The 14,192-nt window shown below is 67.5% G+C and carries 13 protein-coding genes; 10 read left to right on the top strand and 3 right to left on the bottom strand.

Annotated elements, in window-relative coordinates; genetic code table 11:
* The first annotated feature begins 32 nt into the window (after positions 1–32).
* From ACH49N_RS34720 to ACH49N_RS34710, 3 genes are read left to right on the top strand one after another with little or no spacing between them, the layout of a single operon-like run.
* On the top strand, positions 33–746 hold the full coding sequence (locus ACH49N_RS34720; RefSeq protein ID WP_358277142.1) for a phosphatidylserine decarboxylase: 714 nt from the start codon (positions 33–35) through the stop codon (positions 744–746).
* Positions 743–1,603 carry a CDP-diacylglycerol--serine O-phosphatidyltransferase gene (gene pssA, locus ACH49N_RS34715; RefSeq protein WP_109327683.1) on the top strand — a complete coding sequence of 287 codons (861 nt, stop codon included), beginning with the start codon at positions 743–745 and terminating at the stop codon, positions 1,601–1,603. Before ACH49N_RS34720 ends, pssA begins: the two co-directional genes overlap by 4 nt.
* 26 nt (positions 1,604–1,629) lie before the next feature.
* The gene (locus ACH49N_RS34710; protein WP_358277140.1) at positions 1,630–3,810 is read left to right on the top strand and encodes an AAA family ATPase; all 2,181 of its coding nucleotides are present in this window, start codon (positions 1,630–1,632) and stop codon (positions 3,808–3,810) included.
* 39 nt (positions 3,811–3,849) lie between these two features.
* Here ACH49N_RS34710 and ACH49N_RS34705 read toward each other — a convergent pair whose 3' ends face one another.
* The gene (locus tag ACH49N_RS34705) at positions 3,850–4,602 is read right to left on the bottom strand and encodes an isocitrate lyase/phosphoenolpyruvate mutase family protein (RefSeq protein ID WP_358277138.1); all 753 of its coding nucleotides are present in this window, start codon (positions 4,600–4,602) and stop codon (positions 3,850–3,852) included.
* A gap of 111 nt (positions 4,603–4,713) precedes the next feature.
* Here ACH49N_RS34705 and ACH49N_RS34700 point away from each other — a divergent pair, with 111 nt between their 5' ends.
* Positions 4,714–6,090, top strand: coding sequence for a hypothetical protein (locus tag ACH49N_RS34700; protein WP_358277136.1), 1,377 nt, complete (start codon positions 4,714–4,716; stop codon positions 6,088–6,090).
* Here the strand turns inward: ACH49N_RS34700 and ACH49N_RS34695 are convergent.
* Complete coding sequence (locus tag ACH49N_RS34695) at positions 6,087–6,497, bottom strand: NUDIX domain-containing protein (RefSeq protein WP_159920126.1); 411 nt, start codon at positions 6,495–6,497, stop codon at positions 6,087–6,089. The genes ACH49N_RS34700 and ACH49N_RS34695 overlap by 4 nt on opposite strands.
* Before the next feature lie 214 nt (positions 6,498–6,711).
* Between ACH49N_RS34695 and ACH49N_RS34690 the strand changes: the two genes are divergently transcribed.
* From ACH49N_RS34690 to mnhG, 6 genes are read left to right on the top strand one after another with little or no spacing between them, the layout of a single operon-like run.
* Complete coding sequence (locus tag ACH49N_RS34690) at positions 6,712–9,546, top strand: Na+/H+ antiporter subunit A (RefSeq protein WP_358277134.1); 2,835 nt, start codon at positions 6,712–6,714, stop codon at positions 9,544–9,546.
* Positions 9,543–10,109, top strand: coding sequence for a Na(+)/H(+) antiporter subunit C (locus ACH49N_RS34685; protein WP_358277132.1), 567 nt, complete (start codon positions 9,543–9,545; stop codon positions 10,107–10,109). Before ACH49N_RS34690 ends, ACH49N_RS34685 begins: the two co-directional genes overlap by 4 nt.
* Entirely contained in the window at positions 10,106–11,728 is a 1,623-nt protein-coding gene (locus ACH49N_RS34680) for a Na+/H+ antiporter subunit D (RefSeq protein WP_358277130.1), read from the top strand. Before ACH49N_RS34685 ends, ACH49N_RS34680 begins: the two co-directional genes overlap by 4 nt.
* Complete coding sequence (locus ACH49N_RS34675) at positions 11,725–12,297, top strand: Na+/H+ antiporter subunit E (RefSeq protein WP_358277128.1); 573 nt, start codon at positions 11,725–11,727, stop codon at positions 12,295–12,297. Before ACH49N_RS34680 ends, ACH49N_RS34675 begins: the two co-directional genes overlap by 4 nt.
* On the top strand, positions 12,294–12,551 hold the full coding sequence (locus ACH49N_RS34670; protein WP_109327667.1) for a monovalent cation/H+ antiporter complex subunit F: 258 nt from the start codon (positions 12,294–12,296) through the stop codon (positions 12,549–12,551). Before ACH49N_RS34675 ends, ACH49N_RS34670 begins: the two co-directional genes overlap by 4 nt.
* Positions 12,548–12,886, top strand: coding sequence for a monovalent cation/H(+) antiporter subunit G (mnhG, locus tag ACH49N_RS34665; protein ID WP_109327665.1), 339 nt, complete (start codon positions 12,548–12,550; stop codon positions 12,884–12,886). The genes ACH49N_RS34670 and mnhG overlap by 4 nt, the downstream gene beginning before the upstream one ends.
* On the opposite strand, the gene ACH49N_RS34660 is transcribed toward mnhG, so the two are convergent.
* The gene (locus tag ACH49N_RS34660; protein WP_358277165.1) at positions 12,855–14,192 is read right to left on the bottom strand and encodes a DUF5933 domain-containing protein; all 1,338 of its coding nucleotides are present in this window, start codon (positions 14,190–14,192) and stop codon (positions 12,855–12,857) included. The genes mnhG and ACH49N_RS34660 overlap by 32 nt on opposite strands.

Raw genomic sequence — 14,192 nt, 5'->3', positions numbered from 1 at the left:
AGCCGTCCCGCCCGACACAGTTAGAGGAGCCCGTGGCCCGTAAGCCCAGACCACCCGGAACCGCGCAGACCTCAGGGATCGGCCACTTCGTCGATCTCGCCCGGGGAGCCGTCCCACCGCTTCATCCGGCCGGACTGCCCTTCGTTCTCGCACCGCTCGGTGTGGCCCTACTCGGCCGCAACCGCAAGTGGGTCCGGCGTGGTGCGCTGACCTCTGCCGCGGCGTGCGCCGCGTTCTTCCGGCATCCGCACCGTGTTCCGCCCAACCGGGTGGGCGTAGCGGTCGCGCCTGCCGACGGTGAAGTCGCACTCGTCGACACCGCCGTGCCGCCGGCCGAACTCGACATGGGTTCCGAGCCCCTGCCCCGGGTCAGCATCTTCCTGTCCGTGCTCGACGTCCACGTCCAGCGCAGTCCCGTCGGCGGAGTGGTGCAGAAAGTCGTGCACCGGTCGGGTCAATTCCTGTCCGCCGACCTTGCCGATGCCAGCGAGGTGAACGAACGCAACAGCATGCTGCTGCACACCTCGGACGGCCACGACGTCGCAGTGGTGCAGATCGCCGGCCTGCTGGCCCGGCGAATCGTGTGTGACGCCGCGGTCGGCGACACCCTCCCCATCGGTGACACCTACGGTCTGATCCGGTTCGGCTCCCGCGTCGACACCTACTTCCCTACGGGCACCACCTTGCTGGTGGAGCGTGGCCAGCGGACGATCGGTGCCGAAACCGTCATCGCTCAACTGCCGTGATCGCCAGTACGAAGCAGCGGAGAGGGAGACCACGGCAAGCGGTGCGCTTGCTGCCGAGTGTCGTCACGATTCTCGCGTTGTGTGGTGGGCTGTCCGCGGTGAAGTTCGCGCTCGACGGCGATCTCGGGACCGCGCTGGCAATGATCGGTGCCGCCGCGGTGCTCGACTCCCTCGACGGGCGGATCGCCCGGCTCCTCGACGCCACCAGCAAAATGGGTGCCGAGCTCGATTCGCTGGCAGACTCCATCTCGTTCGGTGTCGCCCCGGCCCTCGTGCTCTACGTCACCCTGCTGGACGGGCAGAGTTTCGGCTGGATCATCGCGCTCATCTATGCAGTGAGCATCGTGCTGCGGCTCGCCCGCTTCAACACTCTGCTCGACGACGACGATATGCCCGGTTACGCCAGCGAGTACTTCGTCGGCGTCCCGGCACCCGCGGGAGCCTTGGTAGCGCTCACGCCCTTGGCGGCGGCAGCGCAGTGGGGCGATGGCTGGTGGTCGTCGTATCCGGTCGTCGTGGCGTGGACGGTGTTCTCCGCGGCCCTGATCGTCAGCCGCATTCCGACTCTGGCGCTCAAGACCGTGTCCGTGCCGCCTCGCATGGCAGCAGGTCTGCTGGTGCTGGTGGCGCTCGCAGCGGCAGCGTTGGTCACGTATCCGTTCATTCTGTTGATGGCCCTCGTCGCCGTGTACCTGGCGCACATTCCGTTCGCCGTCCGCTCGCAGCGATGGGTGGCGGCGCGGCCGGAGACCTGGGAGATCAAACCGGCCGAACGGCGAGCCATCCGGCGACAGCCCGACACCCGCGGACGGCGCTCCGCGGCGCGGCTCGGGTTGCGCCGTCCACGAGCCCGATAGTGCACTCGCGCACGTAGGCTCGACGCGTGACCTCACCGGAACTCGCGCTCACAGTCCGACTGAACACCTCGGCCGCGGACACGCGACGCGGCGTCATACGGCTGCATCCGGAAGCGCTCGCCGCGCTCGGTCTCCGCGAGTGGGACGCGATCGCGTTGGTCGGGGCGCGCCGGACGGCAGCGGTGGCGGGTATCGCGCCGACCGGAACGCCCACGGGCACCGCGCTGCTCGACGACGTGACGATGTCGAATGCCGGCCTCACCGAGAACGCGACCGTCGTCGTGACGCCGGTGACCGTGTACGGCGGAAGAGCGGTCACGGTCAGCGGCTCCAACCTGGCGGTCACCTCGATCTCGGATGTCACCCTGCGGCAAGCCCTCCTCGGGAAGGTCCTCAGCGTGGGTGACGCGGTGTCCCTGCTCCCCCGCGACCTCGGCCCCGGGACCAGCACAGCGCCCGCAACTCAGGCCCTGTCCCGGACCTTCGGCGTCGCATGGACGTCGGAACTGCTCACCGTCACCGGGGTGGACCCGGCAGGCGGCCCGGTGAGTGTGCAACCCAACACCGCGGTCGGGTGGGGTGCGGGAACGCGCACCGTGGTCTCGTCCGCACCGGCGCGCCTGTCGGCGACGGTGACCGAATCCGAGTCCGTCCCACCCCTGCCCGTCGAGGACCTCGTCGGGGCGCAGACCCAGGCCGCCAAACTGACCGAGTGGCTGGGACTCGCGCTCGACGAACCCGAACTGCTCCGCAAGCTCGGGGCGTCACCTCACCTGGGTATCCTCGTGACCGGGCCGGGTGGCGTCGGTAAGGCCACCTTGGCCCGCTCCGTGCTGGCGTCGCGGCGCGTCGTCGAACTCGACGGCCCCAGCGTCGGCGCCCTCGAAGCCGGTGCACGACTGCAACGGGTCACAGCAGCAGTCGACGCGATCAGCGGCGGCGGGGTGCTACTCATCACCGACATCGACACCCTGCTGCCCGCGACTCCGGAACCCGTCTCCGCCCTGATCCTCGACCAACTCCGCCGTGCCGTCGACACTGCCGGTGTCGCATTCGTCGCGACCACCGCTCATCCGGAATCGACCGACACCCGGCTGCGCGGCCAGGAACTGTGCGACCGCGAACTCGCCCTGACATTGCCCGACGGCGCCACCCGAAGAGCCCTGCTCGAACTGCTGCTGCGCAAGGTGCCCACCGACGGGATCGCCCTCGATACCATCGCGGCCAGGTCGCCGGGATTCGTGGTGGCCGATCTCGCAGCACTGTGCCGGGAAGCAGCGTTGCGGGCTGCCTCTCGCGCCACCAAATCACCGGCCGACCCGGCTCTGACCCAGGAGGATCTGCTCGGCGCCCTCGACGTGATCCGCCCCTTGTCGAGGTCGGGAAGCGAGGAGCTGGCCATCGGCAGCCTCACTCTCGACGACGTCGGCGACATGGTCGAAACCAAGCAGGCCCTCACCGAGGCGGTGCTGTGGCCGTTGCAGCATCCGGATTCGTTTGCACGCCTGGGTGTCGACCCTCCGCGCGGAGTCCTGCTGTACGGACCTCCCGGCTGCGGCAAGACCTATCTTGTTCGGGCCCTTGCCAGTACGGGGCACCTCAGCGTGCATGCCGTCAAGGGCGCCGAGCTGATGGACAAGTGGGTGGGCGCGTCCGAGAAGGCGGTGCGCGAGTTGTTCCAGCGGGCCCGCGACTCTGCGCCGTCCCTCATCTTCCTCGACGAGATCGACGCGCTGGCCCCGCGCCGCGGTCAGAGTTTCGACTCCGGTGTCTCCGACCGCGTGGTGGCCTCGCTGCTGACCGAACTCGACGGCGTCGAGCCTCTGCGCGATGTCGTGGTGCTCGGCGCCACCAACCGACCCGACCTGATCGACCCCGCCTTACTGCGGCCCGGACGCCTCGAACGACTGGTGTTCGTGCCGCCGCCCGACGCGGAGGCGCGCAAGGCGATCCTGCGGACCGCGGGCAGTTCGGTCCCGCTCGCCGACGACGTCGACCTCGACGACCTGGCCGACAACCTCGACGGTTACTCGGCCGCCGACTGCTCGGCGCTCCTCCGCGAAGCCGCGCTCGCCGCGATGCGGCGGAGCATCGATGCCGCCGACGTCACCGCCGGTGACGTGGCCGCAGCACGCGAGAAGGTGCGCCCCTCGCTCGACCCCGAGCAAGTGGCGCACCTCAAGGCCTATGCGCTGTCGCGCCCGTGAGTACTTGTTAACCGCCCGCGGTTAACAAGTACTCACGGGTCATGACCAGCGGCCGAGCAACGTCGCGGCGTGCGCGGCGAGGCCAGCTTGGAAGAACGGACCGAAGCTCACGCGTGCGACGCCGAGCGGCCCGAAGGATGCCGGGTCGTCCTGGTCGGGCAGGCCGATCGCGTTGACGGGCAGCGGAAGCTCCGAAGTGAGACGTTTCTGGGTGGCGTCGTCGTGGCGGCCTACCGGGTACAGGACGTCGGCGCCGGCGTCGGCTGCGAGCTTCAGCCGGGAGATGGCACGGTCGACGCGATCGGCATCGTCACCGACCTTCTTGACGAACAGGTCGGTCCGCGCATTGACCACGACGTGCACGCCTGCGGCGTCGGCGGCCTGGCGTAGCTTCCCCACGAAGTCGGCGTGCTCCTGCGGCTCACGCAGCCGGCCGCCTTCACTGTGGACAGTGTCCTCGATGTTCAGCCCCACGGCGCCGGCGCCGATCAAGCCGTCGATGAGGCGAGCAGGTTCCTCCCCGTAGCCGGATTCGATGTCCACCGAGATGGGCAGGTCGACGGCGGAGGTGATCTGGGCGATCCGATGCAGCAGCTCGTCGAAGGTGATTCCCTCGTTGTCGGGCTTGCCGATCGAGTCCGACACCGGATGGCTACCGACCGTGAGTGCTCGGAACCCCGCGGAGACAGCCAGATTCGCGGACCACGCATCCCATACCGTCGGCAGGATGACCGGGTTACCGGGCTGATGCAGCTGCAGCAGCGTTGTGGCCTTCTCGTGGATCGACGTCATGGGTGGGCTCCTCGCCTCGGAAAGTGTTGGACGGAGTCGTGCTCGGTACGCCTTCGTTGGCAACGCGAGGTGGGTGCCGTCCATTCCTCGCTGCTCGAGTACCGTGAGTGAATGGACTTCCGCGAACCCCTGTCGGCGGCGGCGGCCCTCGCCTCCGGCGCACTGGCCGGGTTCGTTCTCACCAATCCCCGCAATCGCGCGTGGGCCATCTATGCGTCGGATCGTGAGATCGACCGGTGGCTCAGCAGCCAGCCGACCGGTGTCGTGGTTGCCCTCGTCCTCGCCGTGATCGCCGTGGCCGGACTGCAGCGGTCGGGCTCACGCCGCGCCTCGTGGATCGTCGCCGCGGCGTGTGCACTCGTCCTGATCGCAACCCGCTCGGCGGTGGCCGGGGCAAGTGGTGTCGACACGCTGATCGCGTTGCACTTCGCGAAGACCGCGACCGCGGGGATTCTTCTCGGAGCCGCGGTCGCCGCAGTGTGGGGACGGTGGGGTCCGCAGCTGACGCTGACGCTCGGCGCGGCGGGAGCGTTCGTTCTCGCGAGCGTCGCGCGACTACCACGCGGTGACACCGAGTATCTCGAGCCGGCAAGCCGGAGTACGTCCGCGATCGGGGAACCACCGATGTGGTTGCTGATCGGGACGCTGGTACTGGCCCTCGTGTCGACCGCCCTGGCCCAGAAGCAGTTCCGGGTGCAGCGTCCCGAACGTCGAACCCTCCAGACGGCATTGGCCGCGGCACTGGCTCTCGCTCTCCTCAACCGGCTACTCGGCGCGTGGATCGACGACCACGAGTTCGGTGAACCGCTGACGGTGTGGCTGATCATTGTCTTCTGCCTCGTGGTGGTGCTGGTGTGCACGGAGGTGTCCGCACGCTTGCTTCCCCGTGCCGACGGGCATTTCCTGCTGGCCGCCACGGCAGTCACCGCCGCGGCCATGCCCGTCCTCGACGACCTCCGGACCCCGCGCGTGACAACCCCCGCCTCCGCCCTCCTGATCGTCGGTATCGCAGCGTTGGCACTGGGCATCGCGGTCGCGGTCCGGGTTCCTCCGACGTTGCGACGACCGTACTGGGGGCTCGGGCTCGCCGCCCTCGTTCCCCTTACCACCGCCATACAGCCCGACTTCGGCAATGACGGCGTCCTCCTTCTCGCCCGGCTCTTCGTCCTGTGCACCGGGATGGGTTTTGCGCTGGCCGCCGCGCTCCCCGCGTCGGCGCCGGTCGCGGTTCTGGGTCTGGCGTTGCCGTTCGCCTCGCTCGTCTTCGTGGCGGCAACCACCATCCCGGGCAGCCGGGTCGTGTACGCCCGCGCCCAGGAACCGCTCGGCGCTGTGGCGGCGTTCACCGGCGAGGCCGACGGCCCCTCGCCCGTCTCGGCGGCATCGGACAATCTCGCCGGGATCGCGATGCTGGCCGTCGTGGCGTACTGCGCCTACTCGATACGGTCGCGTCACCCACCGCTGGAAACGACCGCACCGCTCACCTAGTCGAGCAGACCCAGCGACTGCAGCCGGCGAAACACCAGCATCGAACCGGGCGCGACGTCGGGCATCGCCGCGTACTCGTCGACCGTGAAGTACCGCAGTTCCGCGATCTCGCTCGTGGGCCGCGGCTCAGCGCTCAGTTCCGCAAGAAAGCACGTCATGTGCAGGGCGGTGCCTTCGGGATGCCCGTACGCCGGCGCTTCGAAGACTCCCAGTTGCTCGAGGGTGCCGTCCACGATCGCGGCGTCGAGTTCTTCCCGAATTTCCCGGTGCAGCGCCTCTTCGGCGTTCTCGCCGGGATCAATCTTACCGCCGGCCATGTAGAACGCCGACTTTCCGACCGATCTCGTCTGCAGAAGCCGCCTCCGGCGGATGTGAGCGAGGGCTGCGGTTCGGATCTCGGCGGGCACGCCTCACAAGATAGAACAGCCCGCCGCGGCCCTGAAATGACGCACGGTGACAGGTCTGCCCGTTTCGTCCGGTTTGCCGGCACTCGAGGCCGAAACCTGGAACCAGTAAGATGTACGTCGTAGACCAACTCGCTAGCTTCGCGAACGGTCTACACCGACTCGGTTCGCTGCGTTCCGACACCCCGCCGCCCGCTGACCAACGACGGAGTGCCTTTTGCTCGCTGTTCTGCTCGCCCATGCTGTCGCCGCCGTTCTGGCTCCGCTTGTGGTGCGCATGTTCGGCCGCAACGCGTTCTATCCGCTCGCGCTCGTCCCGCTGGTATCACTCGGTTGGGTGATCGCGCACTGGGGGACGGTGCAGACCGTCTCACTCGAGTGGATCCCCGGCCTGTCGATGAACATCGACTTCTGGTTCGATCCCCTGGCCGCCATCATGTCGGTGCTCGTCCTCGGGATCGGCGCCCTGATCTTGATGTACTGCGCGCGGTATTTCACCGACGACGAGCCGCGGCTGGGTATTTTCGCCGCGCAGATGGTGGCGTTCGCCGGCGCAATGTTCGGACTCGTCGCCAGCGACAACATGTTGTTGCTGTACACCTTCTGGGAGCTGACGACGGTCCTGTCGTTCCTGCTGGTCGGCCATTATGCCGAGCGCGCCTCGAGTCGCCGGGCCGCGACGCAGGCGCTGCTCGTCACCACCGCGGGTGGGCTGGCGATGCTCGTCGGCATCATCATCCTCGGCCAGGTCGGTGGCACGTACAACCTGTCGGAACTGATCGAGGTCGCACCTCGCGGCTGGCTCGCCGGTGTCGGCGTTGTGTTGGTCCTCATCGGTGCGCTGTCGAAATCCGCGATCGTCCCGTTGCATTTCTGGCTGCCCGGAGCGATGGCAGCCCCCACTCCGGTCAGCGGTTATCTGCACGCCGCCGCCATGGTGAAGGCCGGCATCTATCTCGTGGCCCGGCTGTCGCCCGGCTTCGCCGACGCCGCCCCGTGGCGATTCACCATCGTCACGCTCGGGCTGCTGACGATGGTGCTGGCGGGGTGGCGTGCGCTGCGGGCCTTCGACCTCAAACTCGTCCTCGCGTTCGGCACCGTCAGTCAGCTCGGATTTCTCATGGTGCTCGTGGGTCTGGGTACGCGGGACGCCATGCTGGCGGGGCTGACCATGGTGGTCGCCCACGCGATGTTCAAGGCGGCGCTGTTCATGGTGGTCGGGATCATCGACCACTCCACCGGCACCCGGGACATCCGGAAATTGGGCCACCTGGGCGCCCGCGCACCGGCGCTGACGGTGTTCGCGGCCCTTGCCGCGGCCAGCATGGCCGGACTGCCGCCGTTCCTGGGTTTCGTCGGCAAGGAAGCAGCCTTCGACTCGTTGCTGAGCACCACGGCGCTCGCGGACCCCGCTCGCCTCGTGGCTGTGGCCGTGGTGGTGGTCGGATCGATCCTGACCTTCGCCTACAGCGTGCGGTTCATGTGGGGGGCATTCGGGCGCAAGCGGCTCGCGAATCCCACCGTCGCCGTACAGAAGATGCACGCCCCCGGCCCGATGTTCCTGGCCGCGCCCGCGGTGCTCTCGGTGCTCGGTCTGGCCGCGGGTGTGGCGTCACCCCAACTCGAGAAGCTGCTGGTTCCGTACTCGCAGACTCTGCCTGCCGAGGGCGCTTCCGACTACCACCTCGCGCTGTGGCACGGCGTCAACACCGCCCTGCTGTTGACGGTGGCCGTATTCGCCGTCGGCACCGCCCTGTTCGTGGCGCAGCGGTGGGTCATCCGGTTGCGGTTCGAACATCCACCGCTCGGCAACGCCGACCGCATCTACGACGCGACACTCCGCTTCATGGACGCCCTGTCGATGCGGCTGACCGGCGCCACCCAGCGCGGTTCGCTCCCCCGGACCCAGGCGATCATTCTCGCCACGCTCGTCGTGCTGCCGCTCGTTCTGCTGTTCACCGGCAGCCGCACCGACGCCGACCTCCGACTGTGGGACTCGCCGGTGCAGTTCGCGATCGGGCTGATGATGGTGGCCGCCGCGCTCGCGGCGACGGTGATGCGCAACCGGCTGGCCAGCGTCATCCTCGTCGGCCTCAGTGGATACGGCTGCGGTGTCCTGTTCGCGCTGCACGGCGCCCCCGACCTGGCGCTCACCCAGTTCCTCGTCGAAACGCTGACTCTGGTGATCTTCGTGCTGGTGTTCCGCAAGCTTCCCGCAGAGGTCGACGAGAGCAGGGCGATCGGTTTCAAGCTGCCCCGGGCACTGCTCGCGGTCGCGGTCGGCGCCACCATCACCACGATCGGTGCCTACGCGATCAACGCCCGCAACACGGTGCCCATTCATGGGTTGCTTCCCGACGCCGCGTACTACATCGGAAACGGCAAGAATGTCGTGAACGTCCTACTCGTCGACATCCGAGCCTGGGACACGCTCGGTGAAATCTCGGTTCTGCTCGTCGCCGCGACGGGTGTCGCGAGTCTGGTGTTCCGCAATCGCCGCTTCGGTAGTGCGCCCCGCGTGTCGGACGCCCCTGCGGTCACCGTCGAACAGGCGTCCGCGCAGTCGGAGACGACCTGGCTGCTCGGTGGAGATCTCATCGATCCCCGACACCGTTCGCTGGTTCTCGAGGTGACCACCCGGCTGATCTTCCCGACGATCATGGTGCTGTCGGTGTACTTCTTCTTCTCCGGGCACAACGCACCCGGTGGCGGATTCGCCGGCGGTCTCACCGCGGGGCTCGCCCTTGTGTTGCGCTATCTCGCGGGCGGTCGGTACGAGCTGGGAGAAACGGTCCCCATCGACGCCGGAAAAATTCTCGGGCTGGGCCTCACACTCGCCGCCGGAACGGCCCTGGTGTCGTTGTTCCTCGGCGCACCCGTGCTGTCGTCCGCAGTGTTCGAGGTGACGGTCCCGCTGCTGGGACACATCAAGCTGGTCACCGCACTGTTCTTCGACCTGGGTGTGTACCTCATCGTGGTCGGTCTCGTCCTCGACGTGCTCCGCAGTCTCGGCGCACGTCTCGATGCACAGATCGAGGTGAACCAGAAATGAGCGCAAACATCGGATTCCTCGTCATCATCGGCGTCCTGGTCTCGGCAGGCGTCTACCTGCTCATCGAGCGCAGCATCACGCGCATGCTCCTGGGACTGCTGCTGTTCGGCAACGGGATCAATCTTCTGATCCTCACGTCGGGTGGCTCGGACGGCAATCCCCCGATCGTGGGCCGCGACTCCATCCACGAGTCGATGGCCGATCCCCTCGCGCAGGCCATGGTGCTCACCGCGATCGTCATCACCATGGGCATTGCGGCCTTCGTCCTGGCTCTCGCGTACCGGTCGTTCAAGATCACCACCGCCGACCTCGTCGAGAACGATCCCGAGGACACCCGGGTCCTGCTGCGGCGTTCGCCCTCGGAAGCTCCCGACCGCGACCGCTCCGACGACCCCGTCACCGGCGAGCCCAGTTTTACGGGTGACGCCTTCGACCGGGACGGTAATCCCATCCCCTTGGAAGCACTACGGAACCTCGAAGACCTCGAGGGTTACGAGGAGCTGCACACCGGCGATTTCGACGACGACGAAGACGACAAGGCCACGATCGGAAAGAAGCCGTGACCCTGTCCCCGCACCTCGTCACCACACTCGCGCCGCTGCCCGTTCTCGTGCCCATGCTCGCCGCCGCCGCGACCCTGGTACTCGGCCGGCGTCCCCGGGCCCAGCGGGTGATCACCCTCACCGCACTGATCGCCGTGCTGGTCGTGTCCGCGCTGCTCCTGTACCTCGCGGACCGCGACGGTACGACGGCGATTCAAGTGGGCGGCTGGGACTCCCCCATCGGCATCACCCTCGTCGTCGACCGTTTGTCCGCGATGATGCTCGTCGTCTCGTCGATCGTGCTGCTGGCCGTCATGGCATACGCGGTCGGTCAGGGCATCCGCGACGGAAGTGAAGACCAGCCCGTCTCGATCTTCCTGCCCACGTACCTGGCCCTCACGGCAGGAATATCCAACGCCTTCCTCGCCGGTGACCTGTTCAACCTGTATGTCGGTTTCGAGGTGTTGCTCGCGGCCAGCTTCGTCCTGCTGACTTTGGGAGCGAGCGCCGAGCGGGTCCGCGCGGGCGTGTCCTACGTGATGGTGTCGATGGTGTCGTCGCTGATCTTCCTGGCCGGCATTTCCTTCGCCTACGCGGCCACCGGCACCCTCAACCTCGCCGACATGGCCACCCGGCTCGACGGCATCCCGTCGGGCACCCGCACCGCCATCTTCTGTGTCCTGCTCGTGGCGTTCGGGATCAAGGCCGCGGTCTTCCCCCTGTCGACGTGGCTCCCCGACTCCTACCCGACCGCGCCGGCACCGGTCACGGCCGTCTTCGCGGGTCTGCTCACCAAGGTGGGTGTGTACGCGATCATCCGCGCGCACACGCTGCTGTTCCCGGAGGGCGAACTCGACAACGTTCTGATGGTGTGCGGCCTGCTGACGATGCTCGTCGGCATCTTCGGTGCGATCGCGCAGAGCGACATCAAACGCCTGCTGTCCTTCACCCTGGTCAGTCACATCGGCTACATGGTGTTCGGTATCGCGCTGTCCACGCAGTCGGGACTCTCGGGTGCCATCTATTACGTGGCGCACCACATTCTCGTGCAGACCACGCTGTTCCTCGTCGTCGGTCTCATCGAACGACAGGCCGGGTCGTCGTCGCTGCGCCGGCTCGGCGGGCTCGCCGCCGCCAGCCCCGTCCTCGCCATCGTCTTCCTCGTCCCTGCGCTGAACCTCGGGGGCATCCCGCCGTTCTCCGGGTTCATCGGCAAAGTGGCCCTCCTGCAAGCAGGTTCCGCAGATGCCGGGGTACTGGCCTGGATCCTCGTCGGCGGCGGCACCCTCACCAGCCTGCTCACCCTGTACGTGGTGGCCCGCGTCTGGACCAAGGCGTTCTGGCGGGCCCGCGCCGACGCCCCGGAAGGTGACCTCGCCGATGTCAGCCCGTCGGCACTGATCGACGAGTCCGAGGCCGACATCCCGTTCGACGATCGCGCCGACGTGGGGCGCATACCCGCGATGATGTTGCTACCCACGGTCGCGCTCGTCGGGGTCGGCCTGGCCATGACGGTCTTCGCCGGGCAGATCATCTCGATCAGCGACCGTGCTGCCACCGACCTGCAGGACCGCTCGATCTACATCACCGCCGTCCTGGGCGATCGCAGCGCGGCCGAAGCGCAGGAGGCGCCGCGATGAAACGCGAGAGATTTCTCCAACTCAGCGCACTGGTCTGGTTGACGGCCGTATGGATTCTCCTGTGGGGAAACCTCAGCATCGCCAACGTGGTCGGCGGAGCGGCGGTCGGTGTGCTGATCATGGTGCTCATGCCCCTGCCGGGGGTGCCGGTCCAGGGGCGCGTGCACGTCCTGTCGCTCCTCCGGCTGGCCTGGAAATTCGTCTACTACTCGCTCGAATCGAGCCTGCAGATCGCCTGGCTGGCGGTACGCCCCGGTCCACCACCGGTCACCGGCGTTCTGCGGTACCAACTCGGAATCAAATCGGATCTGGTCCTCACCCTGTTCATCGACGTCGTGAATCTCATCCCGGGAACGATGGTGCTCGAGATCGATCAGGTTCGACGGATCGTGTACGTCCATGTACTCGACATGGGTTCGGCGAAGGCGGTCGGCCAGTTCTATCGCACGGTCGCGCAACTGGAACGCTTGTTCATCGCCGCCTTCGAGCGCGACTCCGAATGGAAGCCGAGTGCCTGGCACTTCGGTGACGAGCAGTACGAGGACCCCACTGAGAAGGGCACCACATGACAGTCGTCTCCGTCATCTCCGGGATCGTTCTGGTGATCGCCGGCGTGCTGACCACCTTTCGGCTCCTCGACGGGCCCAACTCGCTGGACCGCCTCGTCGCCCTCGACACCCTGATCGCACTCGCCATGTGTGGTCTCGCGGTGTGGGCCGCCTACACCGGCGACACCACGATCGTCCCTGCCATCGTCGCCCTGTCGCTGGTCGGCTTCATCGGTTCCGTGTCGGTGGCCCGCTTCCGAGTGAGTGACAAATGACCAGTGTCCTGAACTACATCGGCGCCGGTCTCATGCTGGCGGGCTCTCTTCTCGCGCTCACCGCGGCCATCGCCATCGTCCGTTTCCCCGACACTCTGCGGCGCATGCACGCCGCCACCAAACCGCAGGTGGTCGGACTGAACATGGTGCTGGTGGGCGCCGTAATCGAACTGCGGGGCAACGTCGACATCTGGATGTTGATCCTCGTCGGCGTCTTCACTCTCTTCACCGCGCCCGTCATCGCGCACAGCGTCGGCCGCGTCGCGTACCGGGAGCAACGCGATCAGGACGGGCTGATGATGATCAACGAGCTGGAGCCTCCAGAGCGGCCGTGACCACAGGCCGGGAGCCGACGGTGCCCCAGCGGTGCAGCGCGCTGTCCTCGCGGGCGAAGAAGGTCGCGTAGAACCCGAGAATCACAGCGGCGAGGACACCGATCACGATCGGTCCCGAGACCTCGGGGAAGCGGCCCATCGGCACAGCCAGATAGCGGTAGCTGAGCAGCAGTACGACGAGTGCGATCGTCCCGCCCCCGACGAGCCGAATCCGGAACCAGCCCCACCCCCGTTCGGGGTCCCGCAGGGCCGACTCGATGGTCAGGCAGAGCACGGCTCCCGCCACCAGGTCGACTCCGTAGTGATAGCCGAAGCCGAGCGTCGCGGTGAGAGTGCATACCAGCCAGAACGTGCCGCCGAGCCGAAGCCACCAGGTGCCGCCGCGCGAGTGGATGAACAGCGCGAGCGCCCAGGCGGTGTGCAGACTGGGCATGCAGTTGCGGGGTGTCACCGCATCGAACGCCATCGGCGCGGGGGTGAAGTCGGGAGTCGGAACGAAATTCGGCCAGAAGTTGCCGGCCTGGAAGCCCTGCCCGTCGGTGCCGAATGCGAAGATCGGCCCGACCACGGGGAAGAGAAGGTAGAAGATGGGCCCGACGAGGCCGATCAGCAGGAACGTGCGGACGAGATAGTGCGTGGGCCATCCGTTTCGCAGCTGATAGATCGCCACCGCGATCGCGGCGACCGGGAGTTCGATGTAGACCCAGTGCAGAACCCCGTAGCCGACCGAACCGAGAGCATCGACCAGCTGTCCCATGTGCCACGACGGGTTTCCCAGCGCATGGTCGGCGAGCTGCGCGTATTCGTCGAGAACCATCGGGCCGGCCATGATCGTGATCTGCAACCACGCATCGCCGAACTTGGTCGCGAGAATGAGCAGGGCACCGAGCGCCACCCCCTTCAGCGCGCTGTGCCGCTGCTCGCCGGTCCACCGGACCGCCGCGTAGACACCCACCGCGGTGAGGACCCACGTCGCACCGTTTCCGACGGTGAGAGGGCCTCCCGCCGCGTACCGCACAGCGGCAACGGACACATCGATGCCGGCCGCGGCCGACATGGCCACGATCCGCTGCCGTGACGTGAGCCCGACCATCGCGAGCGCGAGCCCCGCCCAGGGGACGGACGCCGACTTCGGTGTCAGAACATAGTCACGGACAAGGCTTTCGAGTGGCCCCTGGAATCCCTGCGCCGACGCGAGCAACTGCACCGTCACCAGCGCAGCCACGACCCCCAGCACGCCACCGGCAACGAGCGTGGGCGACTGGTCGACGGACCTCCCCGGCCGTGCAACGGCTACTTCGTCGAT

Source organism: Rhodococcus sp. NPDC019647 (assembly GCF_044389235.1).
Lineage (GTDB): Bacteria > Actinomycetota > Actinomycetes > Mycobacteriales > Mycobacteriaceae > Rhodococcus_F > Rhodococcus_F oxybenzonivorans.
This window is presented reverse-complemented; position numbering and strand designations above follow the sequence as displayed.

Excerpts from the sequence above, each read along its gene's own strand:
- ACH49N_RS34685 (WP_358277132.1), top strand. The coding sequence starts at position 9,543 with ATGAGCGCAAACATCGGATTCCTCGTCATCATCGGCGTCCTGGTCTCG.
- ACH49N_RS34670 (WP_109327667.1), top strand. The coding sequence starts at position 12,294 with ATGACAGTCGTCTCCGTCATCTCCGGGATCGTTCTGGTGATCGCCGGC.
- ACH49N_RS34675 (WP_358277128.1), top strand. The coding sequence starts at position 11,725 with ATGAAACGCGAGAGATTTCTCCAACTCAGCGCACTGGTCTGGTTGACG.
- mnhG (WP_109327665.1), top strand. The coding sequence starts at position 12,548 with ATGACCAGTGTCCTGAACTACATCGGCGCCGGTCTCATGCTGGCGGGC.
- ACH49N_RS34705 (WP_358277138.1), bottom strand. The coding sequence starts at position 4,602 with ATGACGTCGATCCACGAGAAGGCCACAACGCTGCTGCAGCTGCATCAG.
- ACH49N_RS34700 (WP_358277136.1), top strand. The coding sequence starts at position 4,714 with ATGGACTTCCGCGAACCCCTGTCGGCGGCGGCGGCCCTCGCCTCCGGC.